Raw genomic sequence first — 18756 nt, 5'->3', positions numbered from 1 at the left:
TGACCCATGTTCAAATATATTGGCGACATCATTAAGGGTACCGGTACCCAGTTGCGCAGCCTGGTCATGATCTTCGGTCATGGCTTTCGCAAGCGCGACACCCTGCAATACCCGGAAGAGCCGGTCTACCTGCCACCACGCTACCGTGGACGCATCGTCCTGACCCGCGACCCCGACGGCGAAGAACGCTGCGTAGCCTGCAACCTGTGCGCCGTGGCCTGCCCGGTGGGTTGCATCTCGCTGCAGAAAGCTGAAACCGAAGACGGTCGCTGGTACCCGGACTTCTTCCGTATCAACTTCTCGCGCTGCATTTTCTGCGGTCTCTGCGAGGAAGCCTGCCCGACCACCGCGATCCAGCTGACGCCGGATTTCGAGATGGCCGAGTTCAAACGTCAGGACCTGGTGTACGAGAAAGAAGATCTGCTGATCTCCGGCCCCGGCAAAAACCCTGATTACAACTTCTATCGTGTTGCAGGTATGGCCGTTGCGGGCAAGCCGAAAGGTGCCGCACAAAACGAAGCCGAGCCGATCAACGTGAAGAGCTTGCTGCCTTAAGGAAGAACGATGGAATTCGCTTTCTATTTCGCATCGGGTATCGCTGTTGTGTCCACACTGCGTGTGGTCACCAACACCAATCCTGTGCACGCCCTGCTCTACCTGATCATTTCGCTGATCTCCGTGGCCATGACCTTCTTCGCTCTCGGCGCACCGTTCGCCGGCGTGCTGGAAGTGATCGCCTACGCCGGCGCCATCATGGTGCTGTTCGTGTTCGTGGTGATGATGCTGAACCTGGGCCCGGCCTCGGTTCAGCAGGAACGCACCTGGCTCAAGCCCGGTATCTGGGCAGGTCCTGTGATTCTCGCCGCCCTGCTGCTGGCCGAACTGCTGTATGTGCTGTTCGCTCACCAGAGCGGTCAGGCCATCGGTCAAACCACCGTGGACGCGAAAGCCGTGGGCATCAGCCTGTTCGGTCCGTACCTGCTGGTGGTCGAACTCGCCTCGATGCTGCTGCTCGCTGCAGCCGTCACGGCGTTCCATTTGGGCCGTAACGAGGCGAAGGAGTAAGACATGCCTGCTATCCCTCTCGAGCATGGATTGGCCGTTGCCGGCATCCTGTTCTGCCTTGGTCTGGTCGGCCTGATGGTCCGCCGCAACATTTTGTTCGTGTTGATGAGTCTGGAAGTGATGATGAACGCCTCTGCACTGGCCTTCATCGTTGCAGGCGCCCGTTGGGCGCAACCGGATGGACAGATCATGTTCATCCTGGTGATCAGCCTGGCAGCCGCCGAAGCCAGTATTGGCCTGGCGATCCTGCTGCAACTGTATCGCCGCTTCCACACGCTCGATATCGACGCTGCCAGTGAGATGCGCGGATGAACCTACTCTTTCTGACTTTCGTATTCCCTCTGATCGGGTTCCTGTTGCTGTCGTTCTCGCGCGGCCGCCTCTCGGAAAACCTGTCGGCGCTGATCGGTGTCGGCTCCATCGGCCTGTCTGCCATCGTCGCGGCTTACGTGATCTGGCAGTTCAACGTCGCTCCACCGGAAGGTGGCGTGTACGTCCACGTACTGTGGAAGTGGATCTCGGTGGAAGGCTTCCAGCCTAACTTCGCCCTGTACCTGGATGGTCTGTCCGTGACCATGCTGGGTGTGGTGGTTGGCGTGGGTTTCCTGATCCACCTGTTCGCCTCCTGGTACATGCGCGGTGAAGCCGGTTACTCGCGTTTCTTCGCCTACACCAACCTGTTTATCGCCAGCATGCTGTTCCTGGTGCTGGGCGATAACCTGCTGTTCATCTACTTCGGTTGGGAAGGCGTGGGCCTGTGCTCGTACCTGTTGATCGGTTTCTACTACAGCAACCGCAATAACGGTAACGCCGCACTGAAAGCCTTCATCGTCACCCGTATCGGCGACGTGTTCATGGCGATCGGCCTGTTCATCCTGTTCCAGCAACTGGGCACGCTGAATGTCCAGGAACTGCTGGTGAAGGCGCCTGAGCACTTCAAGGTCGGCGATTTCTGGATCGTGCTGGCAACCCTGATGCTGCTGGGTGGTGCGGTCGGTAAATCGGCGCAACTGCCGCTGCAGACCTGGCTTGCGGACGCGATGGCCGGCCCTACTCCGGTTTCGGCACTGATCCACGCTGCAACGATGGTTACTGCGGGTGTCTACCTGATCGCCCGTACCCACGGTCTGTTCGCCCTGGCGCCGGACATCCTGCACCTGGTCGGCATCGTTGGCGGTGTGACCCTGGTTCTGGCAGGTTTTGCCGCACTGGTTCAAACCGACATCAAACGTATCCTCGCCTACTCGACCATGAGCCAGATCGGCTACATGTTCCTGGCGCTGGGCGTTGGTGCCTGGGAAGGCGCGATCTTCCACCTGATGACCCACGCCTTCTTCAAGGCCCTGCTGTTCCTTGCGTCCGGTGCGGTGATCGTTGCCTGCCACCACGAACAGAACATCTTCAAGATGGGCGGCCTGTGGAAGAAACTGCCGCTGGCCTACGCCAGCTTCATCGTCGGTGGTGCCGCCCTGGCCGCCCTGCCGCTGGTGACCGCAGGTTTCTACTCCAAGGACGAAATCCTCTGGGAAGCGTTCGCCAGCGGCCACAACGGTCTGTTGTACGCCGGTCTGGTCGGTGCGTTCATGACCTCTCTGTACACCTTCCGCCTGATCTTCATCGCGTTCCATGGTGAAGCCAAGACCGAAGCTCACGCCGGTCACGGCATCGCTCACTGGTTGCCACTGTCGGTGCTGATCGTGCTGTCGACTTTCGTCGGCGCCATGATCGTTCCACCGCTGCACGGCGTACTGCCTGAGAGCGTTGGCCATGCCGGTGGCGAAGCCAAGCACAGCCTGGAAATCGCCTCGGGCGCCATCGCCCTGGCCGGTATCCTGCTGGCGGCCCTGCTGTTCCTCGGCAAGCGTCGCTTCGTGACCGCGATCGCCAACAGCGGCATCGGCCGTCTCCTTTCGGCCTGGTGGTTCGCTGCCTGGGGCTTCGACTGGATCTACGACAAACTGTTCGTGAAGCCGTACCTTGCGATCAGCCACATGCTGCGCAAAGACCCGCTCGACCAGACCATCGGTCTGATCCCGCGCATGGCCAAGGGTGGTCACACTGCCCTGAGCCGTACCGAAACCGGTCAACTGCGTTGGTACGCTGCTTCGATGGCTGCTGGTGCCGTGTTGGTCATCGGCGCTGTCGTGCTGGTAGCGGTCTGATATGAACCTTGCGAATTTGCGAAAGGAAACGAGCCCGTCATGATTCTGCCTTGGCTAATCCTGATCCCCTTCATCGGCGGCCTGCTGTGCTGGATGGGTGAGCGCTTCGGCGCTACCCTCCCCCGCTGGATTGCGCTGTTGACCATGACCCTGGAACTCGCCCTCGGCCTCTGGCTGTGGGCCCACGGTGACTATTCATTTGCTCCGGCGCCTGGCGCCGATCCGACCTGGGCGCTTGAGTTCAAGCACGTCTGGATCCAGCGCTTCGGCATCAACGTGCACCTGGCCCTCGACGGCCTGTCGCTGCTGATGATCCTGCTGACCGGTCTGCTGGGTATCCTGTCGGTACTCTGCTCGTGGAAAGAGATCCAGCGTCACGTCGGCTTCTTCCACCTGAACCTGATGTGGATCCTGGGCGGTGTTGTCGGCGTGTTCCTCGCCCTCGACCTGTTCATGTTCTTCTTCTTCTGGGAAATGATGCTGGTGCCGATGTACTTCCTCATCGCGCTCTGGGGTCACAGTTCTTCGGACGGCAAGAAAACCCGTATCTACGCGGCGACCAAGTTCTTCATCTTCACTCAGGCTTCCGGCCTGATCATGCTGGTGGCGATCCTGGGTCTGGTACTGGTCAACTACAACAGCACCGGCGTGATCACCTTCAACTACGCCGATCTGTTGAAGACCAAGATGTCGATGACCACCGAGTACATCCTGATGCTCGGCTTCTTCATCGCCTTCGCGGTCAAGCTGCCCGTGGTTCCATTCCACTCCTGGCTGCCTGACGCTCACGCCCAGGCGCCGACTGCAGGTTCCGTCGACCTCGCCGGTATCTTGCTGAAAACCGCGGCCTACGGTCTGCTGCGTTTCGCCCTGCCGCTGTTCCCGAACGCCTCGGCCGAATTCGCGCCGATCGCCATGACCCTCGGTCTGATCGGGATCTTCTACGGTGCGTTCCTGGCGTTCGCGCAAACCGACATCAAGCGTCTGATCGCCTTCTCGTCCGTTTCCCACATGGGTTTCGTACTGATCGGCATCTACTCCGGCAGCCAACTGGCGCTGCAAGGTGCCGTGATCCAGATGCTGGCCCACGGACTGTCGGCCGCGGCACTGTTTATCCTGAGCGGTCAGTTGTACGAGCGCCTGCACACTCGTGACATGCGTGAGATGGGCGGTCTGTGGTCGCGTATCGCTTACCTGCCGGCGATCAGCCTGTTCTTCGCAGCCGCCTCCCTGGGTCTGCCGGGCACCGGTAACTTCGTCGGCGAGTTCCTGATCCTGATCGGCACCTTCGCCAGTGCGCCATGGATCACCGCGATTGCCACCTCCGGTCTGGTGTTCGGTTCGGTCTACTCGCTGATCATGATCCACCGTGCCTACTTCGGTCCGTCCAAATCGGATTCGATCCTGCACGGCATGGACGGTCGCGAACTGATCATGGTGCTGGGCCTTGCGGTACTGCTGATTTACCTCGGCGTCTACCCGCAACCGTTCCTCGACACTTCTGCCGCCACGATGCATGGCGTGCAGCAGTGGCTCGGCACCGCCTTCACTCAACTCGCTTCGGCCCGGTAAGAGCGCTATGGAATTCACGATTCAACACTTTATTGCGCTAGCGCCACTGTTGATCACCAGCCTCACCATTATCGTGGTGATGCTGGCAATCGCCTGGCGCCGCAACCACTCGCAGACCTTCCTGATTTCGGTGGCGGGTCTGAACCTGGCCTTGCTGTCGATCCTGCCGGCCCTGAAAGTCGCGCCTCTGGCCGTGACTCCATTGCTGCAGATCGACACCTTTGCCTGCCTGTACATGGCGCTGATCCTGGTCGCCACCCTCGCCTGTGTCACCCTTGCCCACGCCTACCTCGGCGATGGCGGTTCGGGTTACCCGGGCAACCGTGAAGAACTGTACCTGCTGATCCTGATGGCCGCCGCCGGTGGCCTGGTTCTGGTCAGCGCGCAGCACCTGGCCGGATTGTTCATCGGTCTGGAACTGCTGTCGGTGCCGGTCTACGGTCTGGTGGCCTACGCCTTCTTCAACAAGCGTTCGCTGGAAGCCGGCATCAAGTACATGGTGCTGTCGGCCGCCGGTTCCGCGTTCCTGCTGTTCGGTATGGCGCTGCTGTACGCAGACTCTGGTTCGCTGAGCTTCGTGGGTATCGGTCAGGCACTGGCCACCACCAACCTGCCAAGCTCGCTGGCGCAACTGGGCCTGGGCATGATGCTGATCGGTCTGGCGTTCAAGCTGTCGCTGGTACCGTTCCACCTGTGGACGCCGGACGTGTACGAAGGTGCTCCGGCACCGGTGGCCGCGTTCCTCGCCACCGCTTCGAAAGTGGCTGTGTTCGCGGTCATGGTTCGTCTGTTCCAGATCTCCCCTGCCGCAAGCAGTGGTGTTCTGAGCAACGTCCTGACCATCATCGCCATCGCCTCGATCCTGTTCGGTAACCTGCTGGCCCTGACCCAGAGCAACCTCAAGCGTCTGCTCGGTTACTCCTCCATCGCGCACTTCGGCTACCTGCTGATCGCGCTGGTGGCGAGCAAGGGTCTGGCGGTGGAAGCCATCGGCGTGTATCTGGTCACCTACGTGATCACCAGCCTCGGCGCCTTCGGCGTGATCACCCTGATGTCCTCGCCGTACAACGGCCGTGACGCAGATGCGCTGTACGAGTACCGCGGCCTGTTCTGGCGCCGTCCGTACCTGACCGCCGTACTGACCGTGATGATGCTGTCCCTGGCCGGTATCCCGCTGACTGCTGGCTTCATCGGCAAGTTCTACATCATCGCCACCGGTGTCGAGTCGCACCAATGGTGGCTGGTAGGTTCGCTGGTACTGGGCAGCGCCATTGGCGTGTTCTACTACCTGCGCGTGATGGTCACCCTGTACCTGATCGAACCGAACCTGCGCCGCCACGACGCCCAGCTGCACTGGGAACAGAAAGCAGGCGGCGTGATGCTGCTGGCCATCGCCGTGGTCGCGTTCTTCCTCGGTGTGTACCCGCAACCATTGCTGACCCTGGTTCAGCAGGCGGGTCTGGCGGGCTGATTGCTCTGCTGGAATGGCTGCAAACAGAAACGGCACCTTCGGGTGCCGTTTTTGCGTTTGGGGAATTCATTACGAGTGCCCTGCCCCTTCCTGCTTAAACCCCAGAAAGCTCCCGCTGAATTGTCGGTTTCGTCCTACAGCCCGTATTCGGCTCTTGGAGCTATCGTATGTGAGCGGGATAAAGCAGCTTCGCAGGCACATTGAATGCACTGGCCGATCGACAGGACACAGGGAAATCATATTGAACATTCACAACATACATACCACTTACGAAAAAATGTATGCATATGAAGAAGAGATAAAAAACAGCATTTCAATAAAAACCCAAATAATATTTACAGCGATATTCGCCCTTGCTTCAGCAACAATCTATCTCGCGCGCTTTCTAGACTTCACCTTCAACCCTAAAATTGCATTTCTTATTTCCTTTTTCGTAGCAACAACCTTAATAATTTCAGCAATATCCACATATTTCAACTGCAAAGCTTTTAGCGGCTCTGAATTCAACCGAATGCCATACGCAGAAAAAATCAAGGAATACTACGAAAGCCAAATAGAGTACAACAATGAGCTTGCCAAATATAATGCCCAAGTCGCTCAACACGAACAAATACCGTTGATCAACCCTGCCAAAGAAACCGCTAGCTTTATATCAAACACTTACATTAGCTGCTCTACACATAACGCCCTAGTCAACGAAGAGCGATCCCGCTGGGTATTTAAAGCGCTTTCAACTTTTCTGATGGCCTGCATTCCCCTCGCTATAGGCAGTTTGCTATTCGTTCTCTTTGACATGGACACCTCCTCTCCCAGGAAAAATTTTGCAATAAAAGATACATACGTGGGAGATCAAATAGCCGCATTAAAAACTCAGCTGTTAAATGACTCTAAATCTGACGCGGTAGCAGACCTGAAAAAAAGGACTATAATCCTCGAAAATATAGTTCTTGAAAGAGGGGCGGAAAAATTGAGCGAACCTAATAAACCAGCATTGAGCGAACACAAAACCCTGCCCCAAGCACCTGTAAAACCGTCTGCTCCACCATCCAGAAAGACGTACGACGATGTTAACGGTGGTCCCAATAGGAATCAGAAATGAAAGCGACCAACGGCCCGTCCAAACCAGAAAATCCGACTAGACCGACACCACCAAAAAAGCCTTCTGCACCAGTGGTACGCCGTGTTGTCAACGAGAGAGTTATCAATAGAAAGGAAATAGCGTTAGATAACAGGTGACCATCAATCGAAGCCATTCGACCAATATTTATCACTCAAAACAACGGCATCTTCGGATGCCGTTGTTTTTTTCTGCGGTTTCACTTCAAAAGTCTCTGGCATCGGCTGAATCCTGCATCTGGGCGGCTGAGTTTTTGTAGGAGTTGACGAAGGTAGCGATCCCTTAATCGTAAACGCCACACTCTCCTTAGGAGTTTTCCTGCAATTCACTGGGCAATGTATGACATTCGAAAGGAACCTTTTTCCAGTAAATTCGAAGATCAATTTTCAAGAGGAGATCGCGAACCATGAAGCGAGATATTTTTTCAGAGTTGATGGACGGCCTCGAAGCATTAGCCGAAGAACGCAAAGGCAAAGTCACCTTGAAAAAAACGCGCGCACAACGGATCGGAACCATGAAGGGCAAACTCACACTACCCAATGACATCGACACCTCTCTGCCAGAGGATTGGCTGGATACCTTCGAAAGGTAGAAACACACATCTGCATACATGGAACGATCAGACCCACCCTGTGGTGAGTTTTGCCCGCATCCACCTAACGAAATTGTAATCCCCCAATCACCTCCGCGTTATCCGCAGCCTGCAACGATGTCACCCGGCGACTCTCCCGGCGGGCCCTTGCCCGTCGAACAATAAAACCCACGCCGAAGCACGTTCCCGTTCTGCCGAACTCAGGAGTGATTGATGGTTAACAACACAAAAATATCGATGGCCGCTTTAGCAGTGGTTGTCGGCGCCGGGCCGTCCATGGTGTTTGCAGAAGACAAACCCGAAGGGTTTATCGAAGGCAGCAGCCTGACGGTGCTCAACCGCAACTTCTATTTCAATCGTGATCACCGCAACGGCCAGTCCAGCCCTACCGGCAATGGTTATTCCGAAGCCTGGGCCCATGCGGTCATCAGCAAGTTCGAATCCGGTTTCACCCAGGGCACCGTCGGGGTCGGGGTGGATGCTTTCGCGATGATCGGCCTGAAACTCGACACCGGTGACGGCCGCAACGGTGGCCGCAGTTCGTTCGATGTGTTGCCGGTCGACAGCGACGGTAAAGCGCGGGACGAATACACCAAGGTCGGTGGTGCGGCCAAAGTGCGGGCCTTCGATACGGTGGTGAAAATCGGCGATGTGTTCCCGGCCAACCCGGTAGTTGCAGCGGGTGATTCACGACTGCTGCCGGAAAGCTTTCGCGGTGTGACGGCGACCAACACCAGCATCGAGGGGCTGTCGATCCAGGGTGGCCGGTTGCATGCGATGAGCCAGCCGGTGTCCAGCGACATGCGCGAGAACTTTGCAACCTTCTATGCTGGTCCGGTCAACTCGCCCTGGATCGCCTACGGCGGTGGCGATTATGCGCTGAACAAAAACCTCAGTTTCAGCCTGTACTCCAGTCGCCTGAAAGATGCCTGGAACCAGTATTACGCCGGCACCGCCTGGACGTATCCGCTGTCGGATGACCTGTCGCTGTTCGGTGGCCTGAACTATTACAAGGCGGTCGATGAAGGCAAACAACTGCTCGGTAAATTCAACAACAACATCTGGAGCGGCCGGGTCGGCGTGAAACTCGGCGCGCATTCCGTCGCCCTTTCCCATCAGCGCAACAACGGTAACGATGATTTCGATTACCTGCGCCAGTCCGACTCGATCTTCCTCGACAACTCGATCCAGTACAGCGACTTCAACTCGCCGAAAGAGCGTTCGTGGATGGTGCGCTACGACCTCGACATGACCACTTACGGCGTGCCGGGCCTGTCGTTCATGACCCGTTATGCCCGTGGCACCGATGCCGATTACTCCAACGCCAACGCCGTGTACATGCGCCGCGATGCCGAAGGCAATCCGCTGACCGACCAGAAACGCTGGGAGCGTGACATCGAAGTCAAATACGTGGTGCAGAGCGGTTCGATGAAAGACCTGTCACTGCGCCTGCGCCAGGCCACCACCCGTGCCACGGCGTTCGAGTCGGATCTGGATGAAGTACGGGTGATCGTCGAATACCCACTGGCGATTCTCTGAGTTTCACGAGCAACACACATTCACCTTTAGAAGCTCCTTGCTCCTTTGGTAAGAGGTGAATTTTTTGGCGTCCTTCGGGGCGCCTTTTTTATGCCAAAAAAAAAAGCCCGACTCACTGAACATGAACCGGGCGTTTGTGCCGCTACAGGCGCTATCCACCCTGCTGACGGCAGGTTCCCATGACGCTGTACGTGACGGTGTTGAGTTGCCCTTTGGAATCTTCATAAGTCATCGCAGCCGGCACCACCGCGCATTCATTTTTCGGCCGGACAACGCTCACCACTTTCTTCACGTCCAGCTTCATTCCGTACGTATATTCCTTGACCACCGGCGCCGCTTTGCCCTGTTCGGCCGCGTACTGCTCCATGGCCTGGGCATTGGCGCTGAGTGCCCGGTCAAACGTTCTGTCGCCACCACCTTCTGCCAACGCATTCAAGGACATCGCCATGACACCGGTGAATGCCAACAACTTTAGTAGTTTCATATCCAGCTCCTTCAAAACACGACTCATAAAAAAGCCCACCATCGATGCGCGATGACGGGCTCATTCACTGACGGCACGCTTACAGGTCTTGGGTCTGTTCGGCCTTCTTGTCGTTCACGACAACGGGATCACGGGCCTTTTCCTTGGCAACGAACAGCTCCATGGAGCGGTCGTTGCTGGTCATCATCCGGTCGAAAGTGCGGTCGCCGCCACCTTCGGCCATCGCCAGGGAAGACACCGCCAACGCCAACAAAAACGCACCGATCTGTACAGGTTTCATGGTTGATTCCTCATTTAAGTAACTGACGGGATCAAGGTAACAATCCGAACCTTTCGTGACGGTGGCGCCGAAATTACATATCCGTTATGTAGAAAGGCCCGCAGTTGCGGGCCTTTTGTTAAGCAAAAAGTGACTAGGCTGCCGTGGGTGACTCCTCGTCCCGGCGATGCGCAATCTGATAAAGCGCCGGCAGAATCAGCAGCGTGAGAATGGTCGAGGACAGGATCCCGCCGATCACCACTGTGGCCAGCGGTCGTTGCACCTCGGCCCCGGTACCGGTCGCCAGGGCCATCGGAATGAAGCCCAGGGACGCCACCAGCGCGGTCATCAACACCGGTCGCAACCGTGTCAGCGCGCCGACATTGATCGCCTCGGACAGCGAACGCCCTTCCTCCCGCAGATTGCGGATGAACGCAATCATCACCAGGCCATTGAGCACCGCCACACCGGACAATGCGATAAACCCGACACCCGCGGAAATCGACAGCGGAATGTCCCGCAGCCACAACGCCATGACCCCACCGGTCAACGCAAACGGAATCCCGGTAAACACTAGCAAACCGTCCTTGAGGTTGTTGAACATTATGAACAGCAACCCGAACACCAGCAGCAACGCCACCGGCACCACGATCTGCAAGCGCTTGGCCGCCGATTGCAGCTGCTCGAACTGCCCGCCCCAAGTGGTCCAGTAACCCGCCGGCACCTGCACATCGCGCTCGATCACTTCGCCCGCTTCGGCGACGAACGATCCGATATCACGCCCGCGTACGTTGGCGCTGACGATCACCAGGCGCTTGCCGTTCTCGCGGCTGACCTGATTCGGCCCCAGCACCAGATCGAGGCTGGCGACATCCTTGAGCGCAATGAAACCGATCTGACTGGCGGCATCACCACCCGCCGCGGGCACCGGAATCAGCAACGCCGACAGCCCTTCGATATCCTTACGCATCGCGTCGGACAGTCGCACGACCATGTCGAAGCGCCGGTCGCCCTCATACATCGTCCCGGCCTTCTGCCCGCCGACAGCCACCGCTATAGTGTCCTGCACATCGCCGACGTTGAGCCCGTAACGCGCCGCTTTATCGCGGTCGATGTTGATGGTCAGCACCGGCAGCCCGGTGGTTTGCTCGACCTTGACCTCGGACGCGCCGTTGACCTTCTGCATCGCGGCAGCAATCTTCGTCGCCGTGGCGTTGAGCACGTCCATGTCATCGCCGAACACCTTCACCGCCACATCGCTGCGCACGCCGGAGATCAGCTCGTTAAAGCGCAACTGGATCGGCTGCGACAGTTCATAGTTGCTGCCCGGCAGCGTCGCGGCGGCCTGTTGCAGCTCGGCCATCAGGGTTTCGCGGGACTTGCCCGGATCCGGCCATTGGTCTTTCGGTTTGAGCATCACATAGCTGTCGGAGATATTCGGCGGCATCGGGTCGGAGGCGATTTCCGCCGTGCCAGTGCGGGCAAACACGCGCTCGACTTCCGGCACTTTATTAAGGATCAACGTTTCCAGCCGCTGCTGCATGTCCACCGATTGCGTCAGGCTGGTGCCCGGCACGCGCAACGCCTGCAAGGCAAAATCGCCTTCGCTGAGACTCGGTACAAACTCGCTGCCCATACGGCTGGTGACCGCGCCACTGAGCACGATCACACCCAGCGCCGCACCCACGGCAACAGCACGGTGCGACATCACCCAGGCCAGCGCCGGTGCATAAACGCGACGTGCGCTGCGCATCACCACGCCCTCTTCTTCCTTGACCTTGCCGGTCACGAACAGCGCAATCGCTGCCGGCACAAACGTGACGGACAAGAGCATGGCGCCAAGCAACGCGATAACCACGGTGAACGCCATCGGGTGGAACATTTTCCCTTCGACGCCGCTCAGGGCGAAGATCGGCAGGTACACGACCATGATGATCAACTGGCCGAAAATCAGCGGGCGCCGCGCCTCTTTCGCCGCCGCAAACACTTCATGGAAACGCTCGGACCGCGTCAGCAACCGTCCATGGTGCTGCTGCGCATGTGCCAGTCGCCGCAGGGTGTTTTCGACGATCACCACCGCGCCGTCGACGATGATGCCGAAGTCCAGCGCACCAAGGCTCATCAGGTTGGCGCTGACCTTGTTGCTGAACATCCCGGTGAAGGTGAACAGCATCGACAGCGGAATCACCATCGCGGTGATCAGCGCAGCGCGGATGTTGCCGAGGAATAGAAACAGAATCGCGATGACCAGAATCGCGCCTTCGACGAGGTTCTTCTTCACCGTGGCGATGGCCTTGTCGACCAGATGCGTGCGGTCGTACACCGGCACCGCGATCACGCCAGCGGGCAAGGATTTGTTGATTTGTTCGAGCTTGGCGGCGACGGCCTGGGAGACCGTACGGCTGTTTTCGCCGATCAGCATGAACACCGTACCCAGCACCACTTCACGGCCATTTTCCGTGGCGGCGCCGCTGCGCAGCTCGCGGCCGATATCCACGGTGGCAACGTTCTTGATCCGGATCGGCGTGCCGTCGACATTGGCCATGACGATGTTGGCGATGTCTTCGGTGCTCGCCACTTGCCCCGGTGCGCGAATCAGCAATTGCTCGCCGCTGCGCTCGATGTACCCGGCACCGACGTTGGCATTGTTGCGTTCCAGCGCCGTCACCAGATCGGTGAGGGTCAGCTTGTAGGCCGCGAGTTTTTTTGGATCGGGGGCAATCTGGTACTCCTTGGCAAAGCCGCCGATGGTGTTGATCTCGGCCACGCCGGGGACGTTGCGCAGTTGCGGCTTGATGATCCAGTCCTGGATCACCCGCAGATCGGTCGGCGTGTAGGGCGTGCCGTCATCTTTCAGCGCGCCTTCCCTGGTCTCGACCGTCCACAAAAAGATCTCGCCGAGCCCGGTGGAGATCGGCCCCATCACCGCTTCCACGCCCTCGGGCAACTGCTCCTTGGCGGACTGCAACCGCTCGTTGACCAATTGCCGGGCAAAGAACAGGTCGGTGCCGTCCTTGAAGATCACCGTGACCTGGGACAACCCCGAGCGCGACAGCGAGCGGGTCTGCTCCAGCGCCGGCAGACCGGCCATCGCGGTTTCAATCGGGAACGTAATGCGCTGTTCGGTTTCCAGCGGCGAGAACCCGGCCGCGCCGGTGTTGATCTGCACCTGGACGTTGGTGATATCGGGCACGGCGTCGATCGGCAGTTTCTGATAACTGGCGATGCCGAGGCCGGCCATGAGCAGAACGGCGAGCAGCACGATGATGCGCTGCTCGATGGCAAACTGGATCAGGCGTTCGAACATGGGAGTCTTCCGCGATTAATGACTGTGCTCGGCCGAGGCTTTGCCCAGCTCCGATTTGAGGACGAAGCTGCCGGCGCTGGCGACTTGCACGCCCGGCTCCAGTCCGGCGGTGACTTCCACCTGCCCCGCCGCGCGACTGCCCAGCTCCACCGCTTGCGCCTTGAAGCCGTCGTCGGTGCGCACGAATACCGTGGGTTTGTCCTCGACGGTCTGGATCGCGGTTTCCGGTACGGCGACCTTGGCCTGACGGCTGTCGGTGGCGACCAGCGCGGTGACAAACAGGCCCGGGCGCCATGAGCCTTGCGGGTTTTCCAGGGTGACGCGCACGGTCGCGGTGCGGGTCTGTTCGCCGAGCAGGCTGCCGACATAAGCCACGGTGCCGCTGACTTCGGCGTTCAATTCCGCCGCGCTGACGGTGACGGGTTTGCCCACTTGCACCTTGTTCAGATCCTTAGGCGAAACGCCGAAGGTGACCCACACCCGCGACAAGTCCGAAAGCGTGAAGGCCGCCGTGGTTTCATCGACCACCTCCCCCGGCGTCAGGTGTTTTTCCACCACCACACCGTCGAACGGCGCCCGCAGTTCATAACGATTGCCGCCAGTGGCGACCACGCTGCCGCTGAGGACGCTGATCTTTTGCCGGGCGTTGCTCACGGCGATCTCGGCTTCTTCCAGAGCCTGACGCGCCTGGAGGAAATCCTGCTCGGCGGAGATCTTGTCCTGCCACAGTTTCTTCTCACGTTCGAACGTCGTGCGCGCCAGGGCCAGACGGCGCTGCGCGGCTGCCTGCTCGCTGCGCTGATTGGAAATCTGCTGACTGGCGATCACGGCCAGCAACTGACCCTTCTTCACCGACTGCCCGAGTTTGACCGACACCGACTCGACCACCCCCGGTACACGCGGCACCACATGGGCGGTGCGGTCCTCGTCGAAGCGCACTTCGCCGGGGAACGGCAAGCCAAGACTGATGCTTTGCGCCTTCGCTTCGGCCAGATGAATGCCCGCCGCCGTGATCTGCTCGGCCGTCAATTCGATGTGCCCTTCTTCGCCATGCTCGCCTTCGGCGGCGGCGCCTTCTTCCGCGTGATCCGCATGTTCGGAGGCCTCATCGGCATGCGCGTCGATGCCTGAGTTGCCCGCCCACATCGAGCCGATACCAATGCCCAACGCCAAGGTCGCCGCAGCGACCACGATCAGTTTTTTATCCATGGAAACTCCTCTGCGCCGTGCCGTCGCGCAGTGATCAGAAAATTGAAATTCAACGGTTGACGCCGAGGTCGCCAAAAATGCGTTCGATGCGGACCCGGGCGTCGGTCGCCTCGCTCACCGCCTGGATGTATTGGCTGCGAGCGGCGATCAATGTGCGCTGAGCGTCGAGCACGTCGAGGAAGCCGAACTTGCCCATTTCGAAACCGCGAGTGGCGCTGTCGACCGCACTTTGCGCGGCGGGCAGGATGGTCCGGTCGAACGCCTGGATTTCACCGTTGGCGGTCTGCCACTTCTCAAGGGTGGTCTGGATTTCCGTGCGCAGACGCAGCTCGGTGGCGTTGCGCAGGTCCCGTGCCTGATCGGCACGCCGCGCCGCCGCCAGCACGTTGCCCTGATTGCGGTTGAACAGCGGAATCGGCATCGACAACCCGACCACGTTGACCCGCTCGCGCTCGGTTTCGCTGTACTGACTGCCGATGCTGACGGTGAGATCGGGAATCCGCTGGGACTTCTCCAGTCCCAGCGATGCCTCGCGCTGATCGATCTGCAATTTCGCCAGACGCAGTTCAGCGGTTTCGTTGAGGCGCTCAAGCAAACGGGTCGGCGGTGGGACGCTTGGCAGGCTTTGAGCGGCGCTTTGCACCGTGGTCGAAGTCGGTAACGGTGCGCCCATGACCTGGGCCAGTTGCTGGTACGCATTGGCCTGATCACGCTCGGCGCGGCTCAGTTCCAGGCGAACCTCCGAGAGCTGCACTTGCGCCCGCGTGCCTTCCACCGGCGATGACTTGCCCGCCTCGATCCGCCCTTGGGCCACACGCAAGCCGTCTTCGGCCAGTTGCAGCGACTGACGGCTCAGTTGCAAACGTTGCTGCGCCGTTTGCGCACCGTTGAACGCTTGAATGACATCGGCGCGCAAGGCGTTGCGCTTGCGCTCCAGCTCGATACCGGCGGCATCCTGCGCACGGCTCGCCACATCGATCCGCGCGCCACGCTTGCCGCCCAGCTCGATCGGCTGGCTGAGCATCACCGTGGTGGTACGCGACTGGCGCCGGGTGTCTTCGGCCTCCCACGAAACCTCGGGATTGGGGATCAGACCCGCCTGTTTGCGGTCACCTTCGGCAATGCCGATTTCCCACTGCGCGGCCGCCAGGTCCGGGTTACCCGCGAAAGCGGTTTGCAGGGCCTGATCCAGGGTCAGGGTCGATGCACTGGCAAGGCTTGTACAGGCCAGCAACAAGAGGCCGCTGGCGGTTTTTTTCAGGCGTGAGCGCGCCGTCCGTTCTATTAAACCGGGCAATGGAAGACTTCCTTTAATCAAGAATCTTTGATTGCGCCACGGTAGGGTTTTGAACTTATCGACAAGGTGACTGGAAAATTACAAATCCGTTATCAACAGTTCATCGAAGTTGTTTTGCTCTAGGATTCCGGATTCGAATGGCGCTGTAGCAACACATGGAAACAAATACTGGTTAGTTATCTGCCGAACAGCACTTGCCGAATTCGAAGTCGTGAAAAAACCGCTCTGCTGCTGCGACAGGCTGTCGCGGACAGCTGTTTTAAAGGCCTTGAACGTTGACTCTGTAGCCACTACAGCCTTTACCTTGCTCGCTATCCAGCAACAGAAACCGTCCGGAAGCCCCTACAAAAACAACAAGTTTCCAGACCACCTTAATTAAATACCCATTAAATATAAGTGGTGAAAAATCATGCGAATCCTTGTCGTCGAGGACGAGCTTAAAGCTGCCGAATACTTGCATCAGGGACTGACCGAAAGTGGTTATATCGTTGACCACGCCGTGAATGGCGCCGATGGATTGCATCTGGCGCAACAACAAGTTTATGACCTGATCATTCTGGATGTGAATCTGCCGGAACTCGACGGCTGGAGCGTGCTTGAACAACTGCGCCGCACCCATTCCACCCGGGTGATGATGCTTACCGCACGCGGGCGGCTGGCGGACAAGATCCGGGGCCTGGATCTGGGCGCCGACGACTATCTGGTCAAGCCGTTCGAGTTCCCCGAACTGCTGGCCCGGGTGCGCACCCTGATGCGTCGCAGCGAAAACATCCCGGTACCGCAGGTGCTCAAAGTGGCTGATCTGGAACTCGATCCGGGCCGTCACCGGGCGTTTCGCGGCACGCAGCGTATCGACCTGACCACCAAGGAATTCGCCCTGCTGCACCTGCTGATGCGCCAGTCCGGTGAAGTGCTGACCCGCACCCAGATCATCTCGCTGGTGTGGGACATGAACTTCGACTGCGACACCAACGTGGTCGAAGTCTCGATCCGTCGCTTGCGAGCGAAGATCGATGACCCGTTCGACAGCAAGCTGATCCACACCCTGCGCGGTGTCGGCTATGTGCTGGAGGCACGGGAATGAAGCCGGCCAGCCTGTCGCTGCGACTGGGGCTGACCGTCAGCATTCTTGGCGCGCTGCTGGTGGTGTTTCTGGCGATCCTCGCGTATTTCGCCCTGACCCATGAACTGAACGCGTTGTCCCGTGACAGCCTGGAAAAGAAGATGGCGCAGGTGGAACACAGCCTGTCGCTGTACGTCGATGCCAATGAAGTCAGCGGCAAGCCGCACATTCTGCTCGATCAGGTCATGGGGCATGACAACCTGACGCTGACGATTTATGACCGGGGCAATTTGCGCTCGCCATTGCTCAAGTCCGGAACAGGATTGACGGACCCACGGATTGAATTGAAAGCGGTGCGGGCAACGACCGATCAGTTGTCGTACACCGACAGCATCGATGCCGAAGGTGCGAAATTTCTCACCGCCTCGAAGCTGATTCGTCTGAAGGACGGCAGCAACGTGCCGGTGTTGTTGTCGATGGACAATGCTCACGATCAGGCCCTGCTCAGCGCCTATTTGCGCTCGACGCTGATGGCCTTGCCGTTGCTGCTGGTGTTCATCGGCCTGACCGCCTGGGGCGCGGTGCAGCGCGGACTGGCGCCGCTGCGCGAGTTTCGCAAGGTGGCGGCCCGGGTGACCACCCAGGACCTCGACCACCGGTTGTCGGTGCTGAACATGCCTCAGGAACTGAGCGAACTGGCACAAGGCATCAACGTCATGCTCGATCGCCTGGACAGCGGCGTGCAGCAGTTGTCGCAGTTCTCCGATGATCTGGCCCACGAACTGCGTACGCCGATCAACAACCTGATGGGCAAGGCGCAGGTCACGCTCTCGCGCAAGCGTACGGTCGAGGACTACAAGGACGTGTTGGTGTCGTGCACTGAGGAACTGGAGCGCATCGCGCGGATTGTCTCGGACATGCTGTTTCTGGCCCAGGCCAGTCAGCCGATGGCGCACGCGTCGTTCGAACCGATTGCACTGGAAGATGAGGCGTTCAGGGTGGCCGACCTGTTTTCCCTGTCGGCGCAGGACAAGCAGATCCATCTGAAGGTGGTCGGCAGCGCCCGGGTGTCGGGCGACCGTTTGATGATCCAGCGGGCGATATCGAACCTGCTGTCCAATGCCCTGCGCCATTGCCCGGCCGGCAAAACCGTTTCGCTGTTCATCGAGCAGGCGCCAACACAAGTGGTTCTGCGGGTAAGCAATCCCGGCGCGGGTATCGAAGCGCAGCACCTGCCGTATCTGTTCGACCGTTTTTACCGGGTCGACAGCAGCCGCGCCCGCTCACAGGGCAGCACCGGTCTGGGGCTGGCCATCGTGCGCTCGATCATGAGCCTGCATTCAGGCACCGCGCAGGTGCAGAGCCGTCCGGGGACGATGACGGTTTTCAGTCTGGTGTTCCCTGTTTTTGCGGAAAGGCACTAAACCCTTCCAACAAATTTGTGCGGTGTTTTCTCAATCTTCGTCAGAAAAATCACCGCACAAGTGCGCCATACCTCCACGCAAATCTTTCAGTGCGATTTTGCGTCAGTCTCACGATGAATCGTCTGACATGGACAGGGAAAAACTTCGCAGACGATTGGTTCCTTATCGTTTCGTTCGCCTTCTTGTACGCCGCAC

Annotated in this window: 16 protein-coding genes; 11 read left to right on the top strand and 5 right to left on the bottom strand. The window is 58.9% G+C overall.

Translation table 11 applies throughout. The features are described from left to right. Positions 1 to 6: 6 nt before the first annotated feature. From nuoI to M5B44_RS26150, 9 genes are all read left to right on the top strand, one after another. On the top strand, positions 7 to 555 hold the full coding sequence (nuoI, locus tag M5B44_RS26190; protein WP_085712394.1) for an NADH-quinone oxidoreductase subunit NuoI: 549 nt from the start codon (positions 7 to 9) through the stop codon (positions 553 to 555). Positions 556 to 564: 9 nt separating this feature from the next. Next, positions 565 to 1065, top strand: a complete 501-nt coding sequence (gene nuoJ, locus M5B44_RS26185) for an NADH-quinone oxidoreductase subunit J (RefSeq protein WP_085690004.1) — start codon at positions 565 to 567, stop codon at positions 1063 to 1065. A 3-nt stretch (positions 1066 to 1068) separates the two neighbouring features. Then, positions 1069 to 1377 carry an NADH-quinone oxidoreductase subunit NuoK gene (gene nuoK, locus M5B44_RS26180; RefSeq protein WP_003180046.1) on the top strand — a complete coding sequence of 103 codons (309 nt, stop codon included), beginning with the start codon at positions 1069 to 1071 and terminating at the stop codon, positions 1375 to 1377. Further along, positions 1374 to 3227 carry an NADH-quinone oxidoreductase subunit L gene (nuoL, locus tag M5B44_RS26175; protein ID WP_085712395.1) on the top strand — a complete coding sequence of 618 codons (1854 nt, stop codon included), beginning with the start codon at positions 1374 to 1376 and terminating at the stop codon, positions 3225 to 3227. Before nuoK ends, nuoL begins: the two co-directional genes overlap by 4 nt. 39 nt (positions 3228 to 3266) lie before the next feature. Beyond that, positions 3267 to 4799 carry an NADH-quinone oxidoreductase subunit M gene (nuoM, locus tag M5B44_RS26170; RefSeq protein WP_007951464.1) on the top strand — a complete coding sequence of 511 codons (1533 nt, stop codon included), beginning with the start codon at positions 3267 to 3269 and terminating at the stop codon, positions 4797 to 4799. A gap of 7 nt (positions 4800 to 4806) precedes the next feature. Beyond that, positions 4807 to 6270 carry an NADH-quinone oxidoreductase subunit NuoN gene (nuoN, locus tag M5B44_RS26165; RefSeq protein WP_085712396.1) on the top strand — a complete coding sequence of 488 codons (1464 nt, stop codon included), beginning with the start codon at positions 4807 to 4809 and terminating at the stop codon, positions 6268 to 6270. A gap of 241 nt (positions 6271 to 6511) precedes the next feature. Beyond that, on the top strand, positions 6512 to 7369 hold the full coding sequence (locus tag M5B44_RS26160) for a hypothetical protein (protein ID WP_248741014.1): 858 nt from the start codon (positions 6512 to 6514) through the stop codon (positions 7367 to 7369). A gap of 424 nt (positions 7370 to 7793) precedes the next feature. Further along, positions 7794 to 7979, top strand: a complete 186-nt coding sequence (locus M5B44_RS29135; RefSeq protein ID WP_248741013.1) for a DUF2281 domain-containing protein — start codon at positions 7794 to 7796, stop codon at positions 7977 to 7979. Between the two features lie 213 nt (positions 7980 to 8192). Beyond that, complete coding sequence (locus M5B44_RS26150) at positions 8193 to 9518, top strand: OprD family porin (protein ID WP_248741012.1); 1326 nt, start codon at positions 8193 to 8195, stop codon at positions 9516 to 9518. A 151-nt stretch (positions 9519 to 9669) separates the two neighbouring features. Here M5B44_RS26150 and M5B44_RS26145 read toward each other — a convergent pair whose 3' ends face one another. The 5 genes from M5B44_RS26145 to M5B44_RS26125 all read right to left on the bottom strand — a co-directional run bounded on the left by M5B44_RS26145 (position 9670) and on the right by M5B44_RS26125 (position 16074). After that, on the bottom strand, positions 9670 to 10002 hold the full coding sequence (locus M5B44_RS26145) for a DUF2790 domain-containing protein (protein WP_248741011.1): 333 nt from the start codon (positions 10000 to 10002) through the stop codon (positions 9670 to 9672). A gap of 79 nt (positions 10003 to 10081) precedes the next feature. After that, positions 10082 to 10282 carry a co-regulatory protein PtrA N-terminal domain-containing protein gene (locus tag M5B44_RS26140; protein ID WP_134827371.1) on the bottom strand — a complete coding sequence of 67 codons (201 nt, stop codon included), beginning with the start codon at positions 10280 to 10282 and terminating at the stop codon, positions 10082 to 10084. A gap of 133 nt (positions 10283 to 10415) precedes the next feature. Continuing rightward, positions 10416 to 13568: an efflux RND transporter permease subunit gene (locus tag M5B44_RS26135; protein ID WP_248741010.1), complete on the bottom strand. Its 3153-nt coding sequence runs from the start codon at positions 13566 to 13568 to the stop codon at positions 10416 to 10418. Between the two features lie 15 nt (positions 13569 to 13583). Beyond that, the gene (locus M5B44_RS26130) at positions 13584 to 14777 is read right to left on the bottom strand and encodes an efflux RND transporter periplasmic adaptor subunit (RefSeq protein ID WP_248741009.1); all 1194 of its coding nucleotides are present in this window, start codon (positions 14775 to 14777) and stop codon (positions 13584 to 13586) included. Positions 14778 to 14826: 49 nt separating this feature from the next. Beyond that, entirely contained in the window at positions 14827 to 16074 is a 1248-nt protein-coding gene (locus M5B44_RS26125) for a TolC family protein (protein ID WP_248741008.1), read from the bottom strand. Positions 16075 to 16483: 409 nt separating this feature from the next. On the opposite strand from M5B44_RS26125, the gene M5B44_RS26120 reads away from it, so the two are divergent. Further along, complete coding sequence (locus M5B44_RS26120) at positions 16484 to 17158, top strand: heavy metal response regulator transcription factor (RefSeq protein ID WP_007951475.1); 675 nt, start codon at positions 16484 to 16486, stop codon at positions 17156 to 17158. Further along, complete coding sequence (locus tag M5B44_RS26115) at positions 17155 to 18561, top strand: heavy metal sensor histidine kinase (RefSeq protein WP_248741007.1); 1407 nt, start codon at positions 17155 to 17157, stop codon at positions 18559 to 18561. Before M5B44_RS26120 ends, M5B44_RS26115 begins: the two co-directional genes overlap by 4 nt. Positions 18562 to 18756: the final 195 nt, after the last annotated feature.

It is taken from the genome of Pseudomonas sp. MWU12-2029, from assembly GCF_023242425.1.
Taxonomy (GTDB): domain Bacteria; phylum Pseudomonadota; class Gammaproteobacteria; order Pseudomonadales; family Pseudomonadaceae; genus Aquipseudomonas; species Aquipseudomonas kribbensis.
Note: the sequence above shows the minus strand (reverse complement) of the source record. Positions and strands in the feature narration are given on the sequence as shown.